The sequence below is a fragment of the Brevibacterium sp. 239c genome (assembly GCF_900169365.1).
Taxonomy (GTDB): Bacteria; Actinomycetota; Actinomycetes; order Actinomycetales; family Brevibacteriaceae; genus Brevibacterium.
In genome coordinates, this window is record NZ_FXZH01000002.1 from 327,344 (window position 1) to 345,851 (window position 18,508).

General features: G+C 59.9%; 17 protein-coding genes. 11 read left to right on the forward strand and 6 right to left on the reverse strand.

The window, feature by feature from the left end:
* Positions 1-382 precede the first annotated feature (382 nt).
* Genes BSP239C_RS03325 through BSP239C_RS03335 form a run of 3 tightly spaced genes read left to right on the forward strand, consistent with a single transcriptional unit; the run spans position 383 to position 3,298 of the window.
* Positions 383-1,336, forward strand: a complete 954-nt coding sequence (locus BSP239C_RS03325) for a CPBP family intramembrane glutamic endopeptidase (protein WP_257930057.1) — start codon at positions 383-385, stop codon at positions 1,334-1,336.
* Between the two features lie 46 nt (positions 1,337-1,382).
* On the forward strand, positions 1,383-2,639 hold the full coding sequence (locus BSP239C_RS03330; protein ID WP_101570229.1) for a sensor histidine kinase: 1,257 nt from the start codon (positions 1,383-1,385) through the stop codon (positions 2,637-2,639).
* A complete protein-coding gene (locus BSP239C_RS03335) occupies positions 2,636-3,298 on the forward strand; it encodes a response regulator transcription factor (RefSeq protein WP_101570182.1) in 663 nt (220 codons plus the stop codon). Before BSP239C_RS03330 ends, BSP239C_RS03335 begins: the two co-directional genes overlap by 4 nt.
* A gap of 32 nt (positions 3,299-3,330) precedes the next feature.
* On the opposite strand, the gene BSP239C_RS03340 is transcribed toward BSP239C_RS03335, so the two are convergent.
* The 4 genes from BSP239C_RS03340 to BSP239C_RS03355 form a co-directional block, all read right to left on the reverse strand.
* A complete protein-coding gene (locus tag BSP239C_RS03340) occupies positions 3,331-4,617 on the reverse strand; it encodes a TRAP transporter large permease (RefSeq protein WP_101570183.1) in 1,287 nt (428 codons plus the stop codon).
* Positions 4,617-5,192, reverse strand: a complete 576-nt coding sequence (locus tag BSP239C_RS03345) for a TRAP transporter small permease (protein ID WP_101570184.1) — start codon at positions 5,190-5,192, stop codon at positions 4,617-4,619. Before BSP239C_RS03345 ends, BSP239C_RS03340 begins: the two co-directional genes overlap by 1 nt.
* A 2-nt stretch (positions 5,193-5,194) precedes the next feature.
* Positions 5,195-6,238: a TRAP transporter substrate-binding protein gene (locus tag BSP239C_RS03350; RefSeq protein WP_101570185.1), complete on the reverse strand. Its 1,044-nt coding sequence runs from the start codon at positions 6,236-6,238 to the stop codon at positions 5,195-5,197.
* Between the two features lie 245 nt (positions 6,239-6,483).
* Positions 6,484-7,164: a GntR family transcriptional regulator gene (locus BSP239C_RS03355; RefSeq protein WP_101570186.1), complete on the reverse strand. Its 681-nt coding sequence runs from the start codon at positions 7,162-7,164 to the stop codon at positions 6,484-6,486.
* A 154-nt stretch (positions 7,165-7,318) separates the two neighbouring features.
* Here BSP239C_RS03355 and BSP239C_RS03360 point away from each other — a divergent pair, with 154 nt between their 5' ends.
* From BSP239C_RS03360 to BSP239C_RS03385, 6 genes are all read left to right on the forward strand, one after another.
* Positions 7,319-8,506, forward strand: a complete 1,188-nt coding sequence (locus BSP239C_RS03360; protein WP_101570187.1) for a CaiB/BaiF CoA-transferase family protein — start codon at positions 7,319-7,321, stop codon at positions 8,504-8,506.
* 5 nt (positions 8,507-8,511) lie between these two features.
* Positions 8,512-10,227, forward strand: a complete 1,716-nt coding sequence (locus BSP239C_RS03365; protein WP_101570188.1) for a FumA C-terminus/TtdB family hydratase beta subunit — start codon at positions 8,512-8,514, stop codon at positions 10,225-10,227.
* Positions 10,228-10,310: 83 nt separating this feature from the next.
* Positions 10,311-11,459, forward strand: coding sequence for an acyl-CoA dehydrogenase family protein (locus tag BSP239C_RS03370; RefSeq protein ID WP_101570189.1), 1,149 nt, complete (start codon positions 10,311-10,313; stop codon positions 11,457-11,459).
* A 30-nt stretch (positions 11,460-11,489) separates the two neighbouring features.
* On the forward strand, positions 11,490-12,668 hold the full coding sequence (locus BSP239C_RS03375; RefSeq protein ID WP_101570190.1) for an acyl-CoA dehydrogenase family protein: 1,179 nt from the start codon (positions 11,490-11,492) through the stop codon (positions 12,666-12,668).
* 1 nt (position 12,669) lies between these two features.
* Positions 12,670-13,539 carry a MaoC family dehydratase N-terminal domain-containing protein gene (locus BSP239C_RS03380; protein WP_101570191.1) on the forward strand — a complete coding sequence of 290 codons (870 nt, stop codon included), beginning with the start codon at positions 12,670-12,672 and terminating at the stop codon, positions 13,537-13,539.
* Positions 13,540-13,550: 11 nt separating this feature from the next.
* Complete coding sequence (locus BSP239C_RS03385) at positions 13,551-14,705, forward strand: CoA transferase (protein ID WP_101570192.1); 1,155 nt, start codon at positions 13,551-13,553, stop codon at positions 14,703-14,705.
* A 208-nt stretch (positions 14,706-14,913) separates the two neighbouring features.
* Here the strand turns inward: BSP239C_RS03385 and BSP239C_RS03390 are convergent, their stop codons facing one another.
* Positions 14,914-16,026 carry a DNA cytosine methyltransferase gene (locus BSP239C_RS03390; RefSeq protein WP_101570193.1) on the reverse strand — a complete coding sequence of 371 codons (1,113 nt, stop codon included), beginning with the start codon at positions 16,024-16,026 and terminating at the stop codon, positions 14,914-14,916.
* Positions 16,027-16,171: 145 nt separating this feature from the next.
* On the opposite strand from BSP239C_RS03390, the gene BSP239C_RS21320 reads away from it, so the two are divergent.
* Complete coding sequence (locus BSP239C_RS21320; protein ID WP_101570194.1) at positions 16,172-16,423, forward strand: helix-turn-helix domain-containing protein; 252 nt, start codon at positions 16,172-16,174, stop codon at positions 16,421-16,423.
* Complete coding sequence (locus BSP239C_RS03400) at positions 16,423-18,069, forward strand: hypothetical protein (RefSeq protein ID WP_101570195.1); 1,647 nt, start codon at positions 16,423-16,425, stop codon at positions 18,067-18,069. The genes BSP239C_RS21320 and BSP239C_RS03400 overlap by 1 nt, the downstream gene beginning before the upstream one ends.
* Before the next feature lie 83 nt (positions 18,070-18,152).
* Here BSP239C_RS03400 and BSP239C_RS03405 read toward each other — a convergent pair.
* Positions 18,153-18,508: transposase (locus tag BSP239C_RS03405; protein WP_145997403.1), on the reverse strand; the 356-nt coding region annotated here is incomplete at its 5' end.

Sequence of the window (18,508 nt, forward strand, 5' to 3'; positions counted from 1 at the left end):
GGAGAGTCCCAGCGTGCATGTCGAACAGGGCCACCGACGAATCGGCAGAGCTCCACCCATTGGTTGATGCCCAATGGATAGATCGGGTGTCCCTTCGGATGGTTCGCTGAGCAAGCCTCCGACGCGGACGAGCGATCCAGGCTCAAGGATCGCCGAGTTGGTGAACCCTAGAATCCGGCACTGCGACTGCTGGCATCGTCTGCCGCGAGCAGATAGCTGAGCACGTCGGTGACCGTGACCACCGTATGGCCGAAGCTCAGACCGACCGCGGCTCAGGCCGACCAGGCCGTGCGAGCAAGCGATTTGCAACTAAAGTATGCATCTTCGCAGTGCGCCCTTTTGGGTCTGGAGGCAATGCTCCCGATCTCCATAGCATCAATGCATGACCTTTGAAGCTGATGAAACCAAAACCAAAACCGAAACCATGCCACGACCACGCACTTCACCGCCTGCAGGAAAGCTCATAGGCCTGGTGAAGCAGCGACCATTGCTCAGCTTCTTCATTCTGGTGAACGCACTGAGCTGGCTTGCCTGGGCCCCTTATATCCTCTCGCAGAACGGGCTTGGACTGTGGGACTTCAGCTTTCCCGAGCTTCTCGGAACCAGCCAGCTTCTCGGCGTTCTGCCTGGCGCCTACCTGGGTCCGATCGGCTCGGCCTTCCTGCTGACGGCACTTGTCGACGGACGACCCGGGCTGAAGGCGTGGGTAAGGCGATTGCTGCGATGGAAAGCGGCGCCCAGGTGGTATCTCATCGCCTTGCTGGCCGTCCCCGCCGGAATGGTCCTCACCGGGGCCATGTTCGTCGGAACAGACATTGCCACGCCCTCGATGACTGCGCTCATCGCCTATGTCCCGATGCTGCTCATCCAATTCGTCACGACGGGTCTTGCCGAAGAACCTGGATGGCGTGATTACGCCTTGCCTCGCCTGCAGCGCATGCACTCTCCGATGAAGTCGGCGTTCGTCCTCGGCCCGATCTGGGCAGTATGGCACCTGCCGCTGTTCCTGACGGAATGGGGCGGATATCCAGACTCCTCCTGGACGCGTCTGATCGCTTGCATGGTCTTCTGCATTGCCTTCAACATCGTCATGTCCTGGGTGTTCAACCGCACCGGAGAAAGCCTCCCGTTGTCCATGCTGATGCACGTGAGTGTGAACAACTTCGCCACCGTCATGTGGGCCGAGGTCTTTCCTACCCTGGATGGCGAGGGTGACGTGATTTGGATCGCCATGGCACTGGGCTCCGTTGTCGCCGCGACCCTGATCGTCATTGCGACTCGGGGAAGGCTGGGGCACCCGGCAGTCGCGAGCGAATCGCTGCGGAATGTTTCATGAGAACGGTCCTGGTCATGGTCTCGAGACCTTCACGTATGATCGGAACATGGTGCCAGTGAAGCTTCCGCGATGGAGATCGGCACTGATCATCGCCTTCTCGACCGCGGTCGTCTCCCTCGCCCTTCTGGCTCTCACAGCCTCGCTCTTCTCTCATGATCCGTCGTTGCACGACGAGCCCATGTCGGACGCAGACTGGATTGTCACGGGAGCGACTCTCGTAGTGCAGGCGATTGCACTTGTCCTCAGGGTCCGCTGGCCCGTTGCATCAATGCTCCTCATCGCTGTTCTGCCGTTGGGCTTGGCATCTGTGCAGCCGAGCTCGGCTTTTACTCTCACAGTCCTGCCGATCATCGTCAGTGTGTTCCTCACCGGCCTCAGCAATACGGTGTCGCGGTTGAGCATATGGGCGCTCTTCACCGCGGTGATCGTCGCCTCGGGGCAGTGGGTCAACAGCCTCGGCGCTGGCGAGGAGAACATGATCGCGTCGGCCTTTGGCGCACTGGGTCAGGCTGCGATCGTCGTTCTTCTGCCGCTCATGCCGGCGGTGTTCATTGCCTCCCAGCGAGCGTTGTCTGCGGCTCAGCGAGAGACCGTCAATGCCCTCACTCGCGAGCGGGATGCCCAGATCGGAGAGGCCCTGGCTCGTGAACGATCGACAATGGCACGCGAGTTGCATGACATCGCCGCACACCACCTGTCCGGCATCTCACTGATGGCCGGAGCCATCGCACGTCAGATCGGTACCGATCCCGAGGTTGCACGGGACGGTGCACTGCAGATTCGGGAACAGAGTCGAGCGATCCTCGACGACCTGCGCCGGCTCGTCGGGCTCTTGCGTGACGATGACGACCAAGGTCTCAAAACACTGGCCACCATCGCCGACCTCGTCACCGCAGTTCGGTCGAGTGGTGCCGAGGTTGAACTGCAGATCCAGGCCGGAGAAGGAACGGACCCCGGCCGAAGGGTGGGACCGTTGGCCCAGCTCGCTGGATACAGAATGGTCCAGGAGTCTTTGACCAACGCTCTCCGTCACGCCCCCGGTTCGTCCTGCACAGTCGTGATTGACGGGGCGGACCCGGAAGCGTTGCATTTGACCGTGTGTAATACTGCGCGAGACTCCACCGGCGAAGCGCAAACGACCAGAAGCGGCGAAACACATACCAGTGGAAGCGGCCTTGGAATACTCGGCATGGTGGAACGTGCGGCACTCATCGGCGGAACCTGTGAAGCAGGGCCAGATGAGAATGGCGGATGGGTCGTGCAGATGACCATCCCACGTGACCCAGATCGAGGAATCTCATGATCCGTGTACTTCTCGCCGACGATCAGCCACTCGTACGAGGGGGACTGATCGCATTGCTGGACGCAGAACCCGATATCGAGATCATAGGCGCAGCTGCAGACGGGGGTGAGGCGCTGGAGCTCGCGCTCGAACTGCGTCCGGATGTCGCCTGCCTCGACATTCGAATGCCCGTGATGGATGGCATCGAGGTCGCCGCCCGAATCTCACCCCCACAGCTGGATCCGCCTATTCCCGTCCTCATGCTGACGACCTTCGATATCGACGACTACATGTTCCGTGCTCTTGAGACCGGTGTCTCGGGGTTCCTGCTCAAGGACTCCGACCCCGAGGAGATTCTCCGTGCGGTCCGGCATGTGGCGGGCGGTTACGGCACACTCGACCGCTCACTGACTCGGCGGGTCGTCAGCGAATACGTTCAACGTCGTCGGCTGCAGCCGGTGACTCCCTCTCGTGCTCTCTCTGTGATCACCACCCGCGAGCGTGAGATCCTCATGCTGCTTGCGCAGGGAATGACCAATAGTGAGATTGCCGAACAGTTGACCGTCGAGGTGGCGACGGTCAAATCCCACCTGGCACGAATCCTTCCCAAACTCGGAGTGCGCTCGCGCCTTCAGGCCGTGGTCTGGGCATACCAGAACCACATTGTTGAGATTGAATAGTGCATCCGAATCACTCCAGAAGGTCCTTCCGACTACGACCCAACGAAGGCCGTCGCGAAGAACGGCACGAACGTCACCAGCGCCAGAGCAGTCAGCAGCACCAGTGCGCTCGGGATTGCGGCCTTGGCCACGCGCATGACGCTCATGCCCGACATCCCGGAGGCGACGAATAGGTTGAGTCCCAGTGGCGGCGTGATCATGCCGATCTCCAGGTTCATCACGACGATGATGCCGAAGTGGATCGGGTCGATGCCCAGCTCGATCGCGATCGGCAGCAGAATCGGTGCCAGGATCAGGATCGCCGAGGAGGTCTCCATCACACAGCCCACGAACAGCAGCAGGATGTTGACGAGGATGAGAAACTGCCACGGCTGCAGGTCCCAGTTGGTGATCGTCTCCGAGACCGATCCTGGAATCCGCTCGCTGGCGAGCACGAAGGTGAAGAGGATGCCGTTGGCGATGATGAACATGACCATCGCCGAGGTCTTCACCGATGACAGCGTGACCTCCCAGAGCTGCGAGATCTTGATCTCGCGGTAGATGACCAGGGAGACCACCAGGGAGTAGGCGACGGCGACGGCCGCGGCCTCGGTGGGGGTGAACCAGCCTGAGTAGATTCCGCCCAACACCAGGAACGGCAGTGCCAGGGCCAGGATCGCGTCGCGGAAAGCCTTGAGCTTGTCCGCGTTCGAGAGTTTGAAGCCGGCTCCGGCGTGACCATAGCCCTTCCTCCACGCCACGAACACGGCCATGCCCAGCAGCATGACGCCGGCGAGTACACCCGGCAGAATGCCGGCGAGGAACAGGTCACCGATATTCTGCTCGGTGGCGATGCCGAAGACGATGAGCGGAATCGACGGCGGGATGAGGATGCCCAAGGATCCCGAGGTGGCCACGAGTCCCGTGGAGAACTCCTTCGGATAGCCGTTTCGCATCATGGCAGGGATCATCAGCGCACCGACGGCCACGACCGTGGCAGGAGATGAGCCGGAGACTGCGGCGAAGAACATGCAGGCCAGCACCGTGGTGATCGCCATGCCGCCGCGCAGGTGCCCGACCATGGCTGCACCGAAGTCCGTCAAGCGCCGCGAGATCCCGCCGCGGGACATGATGTTGGCCGCGAGGATGAAGAACGGGATCGCCATGAGCGGGAACGAGTTCAGCGCGTTGAAGAGACGTTCCGAGACCTGGGTCATCGGAGTCAGCGTGAAGTAGTAGAAGTAGACGAGGCTGGTCAGGCCCAGGGCCACCGCGATGGGCGCCGAGGTGATGAGCAGCAGGAGGAGGACAGCAATGAGGACGAACGTTGCTTCGAGCATCAGCGATCCCCTTCCTTCGTATCGTCGTCATCGATGGCGATGTCGTTCACGTCGATGCCGACGGCCGCGGCTTCCTCAGCGAATGCATCCTTGTCGAGTGCTTCGGGTGGAGCCTTCACCGCACGGATGAGCATCTCGGCTGCGCGGATGAAGAACAGGGTCATGCCCACAGCTAGGGAGAGTTCGACGGCCCACAGCGGCAGCTTCAGTGCTGGTGTGATGGTGGTGCGGGAGAAAGGCTCGCTGATCAGAGCCCACGACAGGTAGGCGATGAACCCCGCGTAGATCAGGGTCATGAGCCCGCCCAGGACGACGAAGAACTTCTTCTTCCGTCCCTTGAGCAGCGTCGGCATGATGTCGACCGCGACGTGTTCGTTGTGTCGCAGGGTCACGACAGCGCCGAAGAACGTCGAGCAGACGATGAGGTAGATGATGGCTTCCTCTGACCAGAAGAGCACGTCACCCGTGATGTTGCGCAGGAGGACCGCGAAGACGGCCAGCACTGTCGCAGCGATGAGACTGCCGCCGGCGAGGAAATTCTCTACCTGGCAGAGATATTTGTCGAAGGTTCGCATGCTCAGCCCCTTTCCTTATCGCGTTGGAGGAGCTCGTCGACGACCTCGGGTCCGATGACGTCCCGGTACTTCTCGTACTCGGAGGGCACGACCATGTCCTTGAACGACTGTCGCTGCTTCTTCGTCGGAATGACGATCTCCGTGTTGCCGGTCTCTTCGATGGTCTTCTTGGACTCGGCGTTGACCTTCTGGGCTTCCTTGCGGTTGAACTCGGAAGCCTCATCGGCGGATTCGTCGACGACGGCCTGCAGGTCATCCGGCAGTTCGTCGTACCAGCGTTTGTTCACGGTGAGGATGTAGCCGATGTACCCATGATCGAGTTCGGTCACGTACTTCTGGACCGTGTGCATGTTCTGGGACTGGATGTTCGAGTAGGTGTTCTCACCACCGTCGATGAGCCCCTGCTGCAGTCCGTTGTAGACCTCGGCGAAGGCCAGCGGAGAGGGGATTCCACCCCAGGTCTCAAACTGGGTGCGCAGCACATCGGAGGGTTGGATCCGGTACTTCTTGCCCTTCATGTCCTTGGGCGACAAGGTGGGGTTGTTCGAGTGGATCTGCTTCATTCCCGAGTCCCACAGGCCCAACACCTTGACCCCATTGGCTTCGAGGTCGGGGTTGGCGTAGATCGCCTTGCCGATTTCGGTGTCGGGGCTGACGATGTCCGGGATCTCATCGGGTTCGTCGAAGATGAACGGCAGGTCAAGGACCTGCAGGCTCGGTGCGATCGTGGTGAACTTGGCGCTCGCCGGGGCGAGCATCTGCACGGCATTGGACTGCAGCGCCTGCATCTCGTCCTTGTCGCCGTAGAGCTCCGAGTTCGGGAATACCTCGACCTGGATGCGGCCGTCGGATTTCTCCTCGATCTGTTTCGCGAAGTAGTCGGCGGCAAGTCCCTTCGGCGTACCTGTCGACGTCACATGGGCAAAGCGCAGTTCGAACTTCTCGTGCTTGCCGCTGCGCGCGGGATTGCAGCCGCTCAGAGCGAGCAGGCAGATCGACAGGCAGGCAACCAGCGGCTTCCACCTCGGTCGTCGTATCGACGTCATCGTCAGCTCCAGTTATTGAGACCAGTGTCGTGTCAGTCTCCGAAGTGACAAGTGCAGATGTCGCAGTCTGCTGCACTGTGCACGACAACGTGCACGTGACCAGGTAGTCGCTCTCGGAGCCAAACGATCTTGAGCTTAGACGAGAATCAGACGATTTCCAATATTATCTGTAAAAGAATGCATTATTTCTTGAGATGTGGGAATCGTGCGGTCCATGGATGCAGAGCGTGGGGAAGTCGGGTTGCTCAGTCCGCGTCGAAGTCGAAGGGATCGGCGATCGGCTCGCCCGTTGTTGACTCGGCCAAGCGCAGGAACCCGTTCGTGATGTGATCGCCGAGGTGGGTCGCCGCCGCGTCGGGGTCGATCCGTTTGACGGCATCGACGATGGCCTGGTGTTCGCTGTGGACCTGGTTGAGTCGGTCAGAGCTGTCGAGGGTGAGATCCCAGGGGAAGGCTCGCCACCGGGTGGCGATGTCATCGCGCAGGGCAGGCAGTCCGCATCGGTCGTAGAAGAAGAAGTGGAACTCCTCGTTGCGGGAATTGCGTCCCATGGCATCGCCCCTGTCGCTGGCGACGTCAAGGGCTTCGAGGAGCTTCTCGGCTTGTCGCAGCTCATGCCGGGAGATCCTAGTTGTGGCGCGGGCGATCGCGAAGGTCTCGGTCAGTCTGCGGGTGACGAAGAGCGATTTGAGACGCTCGACATCGACGCCGGCCACGCGGACACCGCGATGAGCCTCTGAGGAGACGAGGCCTTCGGATTCGAGGATGCGCAGGGCCTCTCGGACGGGGGTGATCGAGGCCTTGAACCATTCGGCGACTTCGTCCTGGCGCAGGCGCTCACCGCGCTCGAGCTCACGCCCAAGGATCTTCCGGCGCAGTCCCAGGACGATCTTGTCCCGCTTCGTCGATGCCGATTCCTGGTCCACTTCACAGCCTTCCGTTGCCGCTCGTTGCCTATCGTTGATGATCTGTGCTCAGTGAAGTGTATCCCGGCAGTGGGTTTGTGAGTGAAGAATGCATCATCAGTAGGATGATGTATTATATCGGGGAAAGCTTAAAAAATCTCGTTGTGGAGGCCCCTTGCACGCTGAACTTCCCTTGTCCGGGATCACCGTCATCAGCTGTGAGCAGGCTGTGGCAGCGCCCTTCGCCTCCAGGCAGCTCGCCGATCTGGGCGCGCGTGTGATCAAGATCGAACGCCCCGGAACCGGGGACTTCGCTCGCGGCTATGACACCACGGTCAACGGAATGGCGAGCCATTTCGTGTGGCTCAACCGCAACAAGGAGAGCCTCAGCCTCGACCTCAAGCACCCACAGGGCAAAGCGATCCTCAAGGATCTTGTCGCCGAGGCCGACGTGTTCATCCAGAACTTCGCCCCCGGCGCGGCCGAGCGACTGGGCTTTGGTGCCGAAGAGCTGCGCGGCATGAACGATCGACTCATCTACGCCTCGATCTCCGGATACGGACCAGACGGACCGTACAAGGATGCCAAGGCATACGATGCACTTGTGCAGGCCGAGGCAGGTTTGGTCTCCGTGACGGGGACCGAGGATCAACCCGCGAAGACGGGAATCTCAACGGCGGACATCTCCGCCGGAATGTACACGTACTCCGGCATACTGACCGCCCTGTTCAATCGGGAGAAGACAGGCAAAGGCGCCACCTTGCAGATCAGCCTTTTCGACTCCCTCGTCGAATGGATGGGCTACCCCCTTTACTTCACCTCCGGCAGCGGGACCCGCCCCACGAGAGCTGGAACCTCGCATGCGGCGATCGCCCCCTATGGTGCCTTCACCTGCGGTGACGGCACCCAGATCATGCTCGCGATTCAGAATGAGCGCGAATGGAAGAGCTTCGCCACCCAGGTTCTGGGCCGTGACGACATGGTCACCGACGAACGCTTCGATCGGGCAGCCCACCGCTACGCCCACCGCGGCGAGCTGCAGACAATCATCGAAGGTGTCTTCGCTGACTTCACCGGCGCGCAGTGCGACGAGCTCCTCGAAGCCGCCAAGGTCGCTCACTCGCGGCAGCGGGACATGACCGAGATCGCCGATCACCCCCAGCTGGTCGAACGCGAGCGCTGGCAGGACGTCGGTTCCCCGGTCGGGCCGATCCCGATGCTTCTGCCTCCGGTCGAAATGTCCGGGGTCGAACCTCGAATGGACCCGATTCCTGGAGTCGGTGACCATACGGAGTCCATCCTCGGCGGCCTGGGATTCAGTCCCACGCAGATCGCCGAACTCCATCGTGAAGGAGCCATCTGATCACCATGTCCGATCAATCCACGGCCTCAACTCCTGCCTTCGCGTACACCTCTCTTCTGCCCACTGACGGTGACGGTCCGGCCATGCGTCGTCTCGACATCGACGGTGTCGAGACGGTCCACGCCGAGGTGGCCGGCCAGTCCAGGTCATTCCTGCAGGTGGCGCCGTCAACGTTGACCGGCCTTGCCGAGGTGGCCTTCAAAGAGGTCTCGCACTACCTGCGCACCGACCACCTGGCCAGCCTGCGCGCCATCATCGACGATCCGGAGGCCAGCGCCAACGACGTCTTCGTCGCCCTCGACCTGCTGCAGAACGCTTCGGTCTCAGCCGGGGAGATCCTGCCGATGTGCCAAGACACCGGCACCGCCATCGTCTCCGCCAAACGCGGACCCAATGTGCTCACCGATGGTGACGATGCGAGGCACCTCTCGGCCGGCATCCACAAGGCGTACGAGGAACTCAACCTTCGCTACTCACAGTTGGCTCCGGTCAGCCTGTTCGAGGAGAAGAATACGGGCACCAACCTGCCCGCGCAGATCGAAGTGGGCCTCAGCCCGGACGATGACTATGAGCTGCTGTTCATGGCCAAGGGTGGGGGAAGCGCGAACAAGTCCTTCCTGTATCAGGAGACGAAGGCCGTGCTCAACGAGGCTTCGATGCTCGACTTCCTGGCGGAGAAGATCTCGACCCTCGGCACCGCGGCCTGCCCGCCATACCACTTGGCTGTGGTCATCGGCGGACCCTCTGCCGAGTTCACGCTCAAGACCGCAAAGCTCGCCAGCGCCCACTACCTCGACGACCTGCCCACCACCGGCGACGAAACCGGCCACGGGTTCCGGGACACGGACTTCGAAGACACCGTGTTCAAGCTGACGCAGACGCTCGGGTTCGGCGCCCAGTTCGGGGGTAAGTACTTCTGCCACGACGTGCGCGTCGTCAGGCTCCCACGCCACAACGGATCACTGCCGATCGCCATCGCTGTGAGCTGCTCGGCCGACCGGCAGATCATCGCCCGGATCAATGCCGAGGGTGTCTTCATCGAAGAGCTCGAGCACGATCCGGCACGATTCCTGCCGTCCATGGGTCGCGTCGAGGAGATCGAATCGGGCAATGTCACCGAGGTGGATCTCGACCGTCCCATGCCAGAACTCCAGTCCCAGCTGAGCCAACTGGCCGTAGGGGACAGGCTTTCGCTGTCGGGCACCGTGATCGTGGCCCGTGATATCGTCCACGCGAATCTGCGACAGCGACTGGGCGAGGGCGGCGAACTTCCCGAGTACTTCAAGGACCACCCGATCTATTACGCGGGACCGGCCAAGACTCCCGAAGGAATGCCCTCGGGATCGTTCGGGCCGACCACCGCCTCGCGGATGGACACCTACGTGCGCGAGTTCCAGGAAGCCGGCGGGTCGATGATCATGTTGGCCAAGGGCAACCGCTCCAAGCAGGTCAAGGACTCCTGCGCGGAATTCGGCGGGTTCTACCTCGGCTCCATCGGTGGGCCCGCGGCCCGTCTGGCCCAGGACTGCATCACCGAAGTCGAAGTCCTCGACATGGAAGACCTCGGGATGGAAGCGGTATGGCGAATCAGGGTGGAAGACTTCCCAGCCTTCATCATCACCGACGACAAGGGCAACGACTTCTTCGACGCCACGGGGCCCGACACGACGATCGGACTCGGGCGGACGAGAACTGCCAAGGACGGCGCCCAGCTGGACTGAACCGACCACGGACACGGCCACGTCGGGCCACCTCGGCGAGGCAGACAATCACAACTTCAGCAGCAGAGGAAAAGGAATTCGAGATGGCAGTCAGCAGCGAAGAGCAGATGATGATCGATACGGTCGCCGAGTTCATCGACCACGACGTCAAACCCCACGTCAACCGGGTCGAACACGCCGACGAATACCCGGAAAAGTGGATCCAGACCATGAAAGACATGGGTATCTACGGACTTGCGATCGACGAACCCTGGGGGATGGGCAAGGTCTCGACCGAGGCCTATGCGCTGATCACGCAGGAACTGGCCCGCGGGTGGATGTCCCTGGCTGGAGCCATGGGCGGGCACACCGTCGTGGCCAAGCTCATCGCCGAATACGGCACCGCCGAGCAGAAGGACAAGTACCTGCCGCGCATGGCCACCGGTGAACTGCGCGCGACCATGGCCCTGACCGAACCCGGCGGCGGCTCCGACCTGCAGGCCCTGCGCACGGTCGCGGCCAAGGACGGCGAGGACTACGTCATCAACGGGTCGAAGACCTGGATCACCAACGCCCGCAAGTCCGACCTCATCGCCCTGCTGTGCAAGACCGACCCGACGGCCGAACCGCGTCACAAGGGGATCTCGATCATCCTCGTCGAGAAGGGCGAGGGCTTCACGGTGTCGAAGAACCTCTCGAAGCTCGGCTACAAGGGTGTCGAGACTTGTGAGCTCGTATTCGAGAACCTGCGTCAGCCGCAGTCCCAGCTGCTCGGCTCGGTCGAGGGTGTGGGCTTCAAGCAGATGATGAAGGGCCTGGAGATCGGCCGTATCCAGGTCGCCTCACGCTCGCTCGGCGTGGCCCAGGCTGCGCTGAACGACGCGGTGAAGTACTCGCAGGAGCGCGAGTCCATGGGCAAGCCGATTTGGCGTCACCAGGCCGTGGGCAATCAGTTGGCGAAGATGGCCACGAAGCTCGAGGCTGCTCGGCAGCTCGTCCTCCACGCGGCTCGCACCTATGACTCGGGTGAGCGCGTGGATATGGAGGCCGGTATGGCCAAGTATTACGCCTCAGAGATGGCCGCCGAGGTGGCCCTTGACGCCATCCGTGTCCATGGCGGTTACGGATACTCCACCGAGTACGACGTCGAACGCTACTACCGTGACGCACCGCTGATGATCGTCGGCGAGGGCACCAACGAAATCCAGCTGGGCGTCATCGCCAAGCAGCTCATCGGCCGCAACAAGGCCTGACGTCGGACAAGTCTGAGAGGGAGACGCACCATGACGCATAAGCCGAGGCCGAGGCCTGACACCCCGCATTTCATGACCGAGGAGCGGTTGGAGATCCAGGCGCTCGCCCGCGAGTTCGCCCACGATGTCGTCCTTCCGCTGGCCAATGAGCTTGACCCGCTCGAGGGGCAGTTCCCCGATTGGTTCATCAAGCAGATGGCCGATATGGGGTTCTTCGGCATTTTGATCCCCGAAGAATACGGAGGCCTGGGACTCGGCGTCTTCGAGTACTGCCTCGTGGCCGAAGAACTCTCTAGAGCCTGGATGTCCGTCGGTGGACTGCTGGCTCGGGGCAATGGCATGGGCGGTGGCTTCTCACCCGAACAGGAAGCCCGGCTGCTGCCGAAGGTCGCCACCGGCGAATACTTAGGTGCCTTCGCCCTGTCCGAGGCAGAAGCCGGATCCGATGTCGCGAACATTCGGTGCAAGGCCACTCGTGCCGATGACGGCGGCTGGGTCATCAACGGCACGAAGATGTGGTGCACGTTCGCCGATCAGGCCGACTATTTGATTCTCTTCGCCCGCACCTCGACCGATGAGGCCAAGCGGCATCGTGGGATCTCGGCATTCTTGGTTGAGAAGAACCGTGGTGAGTTCCCCGAGGGGATGTCGGGGACGGCGGTGAAGAAGATCGGGTACTTCGGATGGAAGACCTGGGATCTGAACTTCGACGACTTCCACCTGCCCGCCGATGCTCTGTTGGGTGAGGAAGACAAGGGCTTCTACCAGGCTGTGTCCGGTCTCGAAGTCGGACGTGCGCATACGGCTGCCCGGTCGATCGGTTTGGCGCAGGCGGCACTGGAGGACTCGATTGCCTATTTGAAGCAGCGGGTCCAGTTCGGACACCCGCTGGCTGACTTCCAGCATCTGCGATTCAAGGTTGCTGACATGGCCGCCCAGATTGAGGCGTGCCGGGCGCTGATGTATCACGTGTGCACCGAGATCGATTCGGGTCGAAGGTGTGACAAGGAGGCCGCGATGGTCAAATATTTGGCGGCGGAGATGGCGGAGAAGGTCACGTCGGAGGGGGTCCAGATCCATGGTGGTGCCGGATATACGAAGGACTTCGCGGTCGAACGCCATTGGCGGGATGCGCGGTTGACGAAGATCTTCGAAGGCTCCTCGGAGATCCAGATGCGCATCATCTCCGATGAACTGTTAGGGCGTTGAAATGACTGAGATCAATCTGCAGGGCTGGGTCGGCCGATCCAGTATCGAAGAAGACATTGCTTCGGGCGTCAATGCGGCACGCTTGGCTACGCTGCTCGAGCAGGACGTTCCGGAAGGTTCAGGCCCGCAGACGCTCTTCCCCGTCGGCCACTGGCTGCACTTCAGCGAGGACGACGTCCCGATGAGCGAGCTCGGTGCCGACGGACACGCGAAACTCGGCGGTTTCATGCCACCTGTGGACCTGCCTCGGCGGATGTGGGCCGGCAGCGATCTCGAATTCCACGCGCCGATCACCGCAGGGCAGGCTCTGAAACGGACCACGACGATCGAATCGATCACGGAGAAGACCGGCGGCAGCGGTCGCCTCTGCTTTGTCATCCTCCGTCACGAAGTGGCCGCCGATGGAGTCCTGGCGACGACCGACCGGCACACGATCGTCTACCGGGAAGCGACCACCTCGGGCAATGTGGGGTCTGCCGCCAAGCCGCCTCGCGAGGACACACCGGCACCCGAAGGATGGGAATGGGTGCGCTCGGTGCGGCCCAACGAGGTCATGCTCTTCCGCTACTCGGCGCTGACGTTCAATTCCCACCGGATCCACTACGACTACCCGTACGTGACGGGCGTCGAAGGCTACCCGGGACTCGTCACCCACGGCCCGCTGACGGCGACGCTGCTGCTCGACGCGTTCATGAAGAACTACCCGGAGGCCACGGTCGCCGGGTACACGTTCACGGCGAAGTCGCCGCTGTTCGCGAACGAGCAGATCCACCTCGTCGGCCGTCGCATCGATGCGACCACGCACGAGGTTGCGGCCATCGCCCCAGGTGGGAAGACCGCAATCGCCGCCACCGTCACCACCGCGCCCTGAGGAGAATCCCTATGCCCGATACACGCCCAGCGCCACTGGCCGGACTCAAAATCATCGAAATCTCTGCCTTCGTCGCAGCCCCCTTGGGTGCGATGACCCTGGCACAGCTGGGTGCGGACGTCATCCGCATCGACCCCATCGGCGGCAACATCGACGCCAACCGGTGGCCGATCAGTGATGACGGGACGTCGATCTATTGGGCGAGCCTGAACAAAGGCAAGCGCTCGGTCACCCTCGATCTCAAGTCCGAAGAGGGACAGAAGATTGCGACCGACCTCATCGCCGAGGCGGGCACCCTGGTGACGAACCTGCCCGCCCGTGGATGGTTGAGCTACGACAACCTCGTCCAGCACCGTGAGGATCTGGTCATGCTGCGGCTCAACGGGTCCCATGACGGGAAGCCGGCCGTGGACTACACAATCAATGCGGCTAGTGGCTTCCCGATCATCACCGGTGATGACGAGCGCCCGGTCAACAATGCTCTGCCGGCGTGGGACGCCGCCGCGGGTCTCTATATTGCGAACGGGATCATGGCTGCTGAGCTGGATCGCCGATCCTCGGGGAAGGGTCAGGAGATCACCCTCGCCCTGTCTGACGTCATGCTCGCGACTGTCGGCAACCTCGGCTACATCGCCGAGGTGCAGGCGACAGGGAAGACGCGTGGCCCGTTGGGCAACGGCCTCTATGGGGCGTATGGGCAGTCATTTACGACCTCGGACGGTCGCGAGATCATGGTCGCCGTCATCTCGAACAAGCACTGGCGGGGGCTGGGTACCGCGACTGGTTTGAGCGAGAAGCTTGAGATGATCGGGCCTCTCTTGGACGTCGATCTGTCCACAGAAGGTGGGCGCTTCGAGGCTCGCGAGGCTATCGACGCTGTCGTACGCCCGTGGTTCGCCGCGCACACTGCTGCCGAGGCTGCAGAGGCGTTGAGCGGTGCGGGTGTCCTGCAGGGGGAGTTCCAAACATTTGAGGAACTCGTTAACAACGATCCGTGGTGCTCATTGGATAACCCGCTGTTCGGTGAGATTGATCAGCCGGGGGTTGGGACTGTGTTGGCGCCGCGGGTGCCGTTGTCGTTCTCAGGGACCCCGGTGGCTGATGCTGTTCCTGCTCCGCGGCTGGGTGGGGATACAGAGAGCGTGTTGAAGGACCTATCGGGCTGACATTTTGGAATTCTAAAAGTGGTCGTCCGTGATCAGAAAGTGTGAGCAGTGCCCTATTTGTGGTGGTCTAGGGGGCACCGACGGCCCTCACAGTCGAAAAGCCGTCATCGAGGTCGCCGGGGGGAGGAAGCCCGGTCATCAATTTGATGCTCGGACCGTGGATAGATGCATCTTCATTGCGTTTCATGCGTGTATTGGGGCGGATCGGTTAGCTAACGCCCAATCCTAGAAATTGGTCCGGGGGGCGAAAGTCTGGGTAACGAAGCGCCTTGCGCAATGCATTTGCAACATGGTAGGCCAATACCGGAGGGACCGCGTTTCCAATCTGCCGGTACCTGGCGCTTTGTTTCCCGCTCCAATTCATGCTCGGGGGAAACGTCTGAATTGCCGCCGCTTCTTCAACCGTAATCCTGCGCATCCGATTCGGAACTGCTGACACGGTTGATCCGCCGTCAAGCAGTTGTCTATGATAATCCACAATCCAGTTAGAGGAGCCTTGAGCTAGTTGATCCTGGTCAATAATGGGAGTTCGGTTTCCGCCCATGGAAGCAGGCAGGGTAGGAGCCGGACGTTCTAGATCCATGGGCCTGCCTTGCCCGTTAAAGAGCATTCCAGCGAACGGGGACCGTCTAAGTACCGGCTTTTTTGCGGGAGTAACGCGGGCAGTGCAAATTGTGTCGTTGCCCGGCGTGTTCCACTGAGGCACCGTCTTTACTGCTTCCCGAAGTGTCGGCGGATTATCCGCTGTTATAGGAGACGGGGCGGGCATAGGGTCGCCTGGCTTCTCGATGCCGACTAGGAACATTCTTAAACGAGATTGTGGAGCGTTGAAGTGGCTCGCATTCAAAACGAAAAGTGAAGTGGCATAGCCTAGTGAATCGGATTCTCTCAGAAGGTCCTCTCGTAAACCGGCCCAACGTTTATTCACAGCAAGGGCCTGCACGTTTTCCATGACAAAAGCTTTTGGTTTAACCCGGTTGACCACAGCAAGAAAATTCCAGACCTGCCTCGAGCGAGGGTCATCTGGATTCATTTTTCCGGCGACTGAGAATCCTTGACACGGAGGGCCTCCGATAACAATTTCTGCGTCTCCTTCTCCGGGTAGATCATCAACTTGAGTGATGTCGCCCGGCACCAGGCGATGGTTGGAGGCATTCAAATGTGGTAGTTGTTCTCTCGCGAGGTCCATCCAACTGCGATAGCTATCTAACGCAACCGGGTCAATATCATTGGCGAAAATTGGATTGAACCCAGCGAGAGTGAACCCGAGATCCATGCCGCCGGCGCCGCTGAACAAGGACACCACGCGTGGAGCTGCCATATCCACCTTCCCAGGTCTATACGAGTCAAATTGAGCATTTTGCAAGAGCCCGAGCTAAATCTTATCAGCTCCGGCGCGTGGATGCTTTACGGAATCGCGGTTCGCGTAACGTGGATGAGAGTCTGTTTATTCTGAAAGGACACTCATGAATCTCGGCGTGACTGCGGGGCGGGAGATTCAGCGCTTGAGAGAGGAGAGTGGACTATCCCAGCGTGACCTGGCCGAACAAGTCGAGCTTGATCCTTCCACCCTTTCGAGACTGGAATCTGGCCGAAGTAGGTGGACGATTGACTTGTTTGTAGCGTGTTGCCACGTTCTAGGTGTGAACCCCGGTGAGGTCCTAGCTGACTGCGTCGAGAAGTCCGAATTTAAGAATACTAGTCTCTGGGAGAAATAATGGAGGGGCTGCAGACCGTCGCTCACGTGATGAGCCAGCTACTACTGCCGATATCACAGAAAAACAGCGCACAAGCGGTCGAGCGTGCTCAGTATTGGCTGGGCGCGACGGATTTAGAAGAGGAAACAGCGAGAGCCGACTACTTGAGATTTGAGATCACAAAGTGGCGAGATGGAGCTCGGGCCAGTGTGTTGTTGCGAAATGTGGTAACCGATTCTTTGCTCGTCGAAAAGGTTCTTGGCGAACAATTCCCAGGCAAGTACTTCTTGGTGCACGAAAAATTGCAAGACTCAGGAAATCTCAGCTTCGAAGACGCTTCGGCGCTGCTCAGCCACTCTAATTTGATCGCCCAGCTGCTGATCGATGAAAGGCTATCTTGTGCACAGGTTGCTGGGGTTCTAAGTGCTCGGAGAGGTGGCTTTGAGTACAACTGGAACCAACTCCAGATTATAGCCGCAGCGTTGGGAGTGCGACCAGTTCTTTCTGAGGAGCAAATGTTCAGGCAGTCGGAGCTTGACGTGGCGGCAAGCCAGGAAAAATTTGGCGATGCGACGCCAGAGGAATGTATTGGTTTGATATCTGAAGTCGCTGCGAGTCTAGGGTATTCGGGGGATCTTTCTGCGCACTTAGTTAGATTCTTTCCTGGTAGAGAGGAATTCGTTCCGCAGTATTCGGTGATTTTGAACACGAATCTCTTGATCGTCGAGGAGTATGATCACCCGGTTTCGGCCGCATATGAATTTGCACCGCGCAGCGGGACTGCCAAGAGACTGCAACGGAAGCGGCACCCGTCATACACTGCGGTTGAGAGCGCTTACCTGAACAACTCGAAGGGTGCATCATTCTTCGACAGAAACTGGGCGTGGTCTCGAATGACGACCGGCCGTAGCCAGGCCCTGGCGCTCGCTGACATATTTTCCGGTCTTAACCAGATGGCCTATCCGGCGCGGCGTGAACTCGCTTCTTGGATACGTCCATGGTTGATGCGCATCGAGGACTCCTATACCGAACATTTGACTGAAGTGTATGATCCTGACTTGGAGGGGATTCGAAACTTCTTTTCGGGGTTGTCCGTGGGGAACTCGCACACCTTCGGGATTCTTGAGCAGCGCGCAGTTGATTTCCTGGCTACAGCAATGCTGATCTCGAGCGAATACGATTTCGAAGTTCGTGGCCGTGGTGACTCTGTGTCGGCTTCAAATACTTCGAAACTGAAAATGGGTGATGTTGAATTTAAGTCTCGCGACTCCAAGTCAGTTATTGCTTTCGAGGCGCATGGCGGTTCGCTTTCGGATTTTTACGTCAATATTCACGCCGATTCATTGGCAAAAATTCTTAAAAAGCGAAAAGTAGAGCTTGAGCAGCTCGGAAATTCGGGCGATTGGAATATTGAGGTTAGGTTCGTTGCGCACGATATTACTGAGATGTACTCTCTCGGGTTGCCTTCAAATATTTCTGGATATACAGTAGCGTGGAGTTTTACGACTTTCAATCAATCTTGGAATGATGTTTTGGAAAATGTTAGCGATGATTTGATTTCGACCTTATTTAAGCAATATGTCCGAGATCCTGTAGCTGGCAGGTGGGTCTCTGACGGCAACAAGGCAAAATTTAATCAATTAATCGATGGCGGTGTGAGTTCGTAGCTCGGTGCCGCATTTTTGATATTTAAATTGCGAAACACCCAACCTTCGTTGGATTCGCCTTCACTTGGGAGAACCAATGGGGCTCATCGTAATCGAGAGTGTAAAACCGGTCTGAAACCACCGGACTCAAGTAAGCACCTCGCGATGTAATGAGTCAGGTTGCGAAACCCGAGTGCCGATCCTCGAAGGTGCTCGAGCCGACCATTGATCGATTCGGTGGGCCCATTCGACGTTCCTGGCCTCGTGAAGAACGCCAACACATCCGCTGCGCGTCGCTTCAGCGTTCTCCCCAACCGCCTCAACTCCGTCAACCCAGCAGGCAGTCCTGCCGACAAGACATCGATGACAGCCTGCAAGAGCCTCTTGCCTTCACTGCGGTCCTCGGCCCGGTAAGCAGCCACGATGTCTTGGTAGAGCGCCCAGGTGACTTCGACTTCGG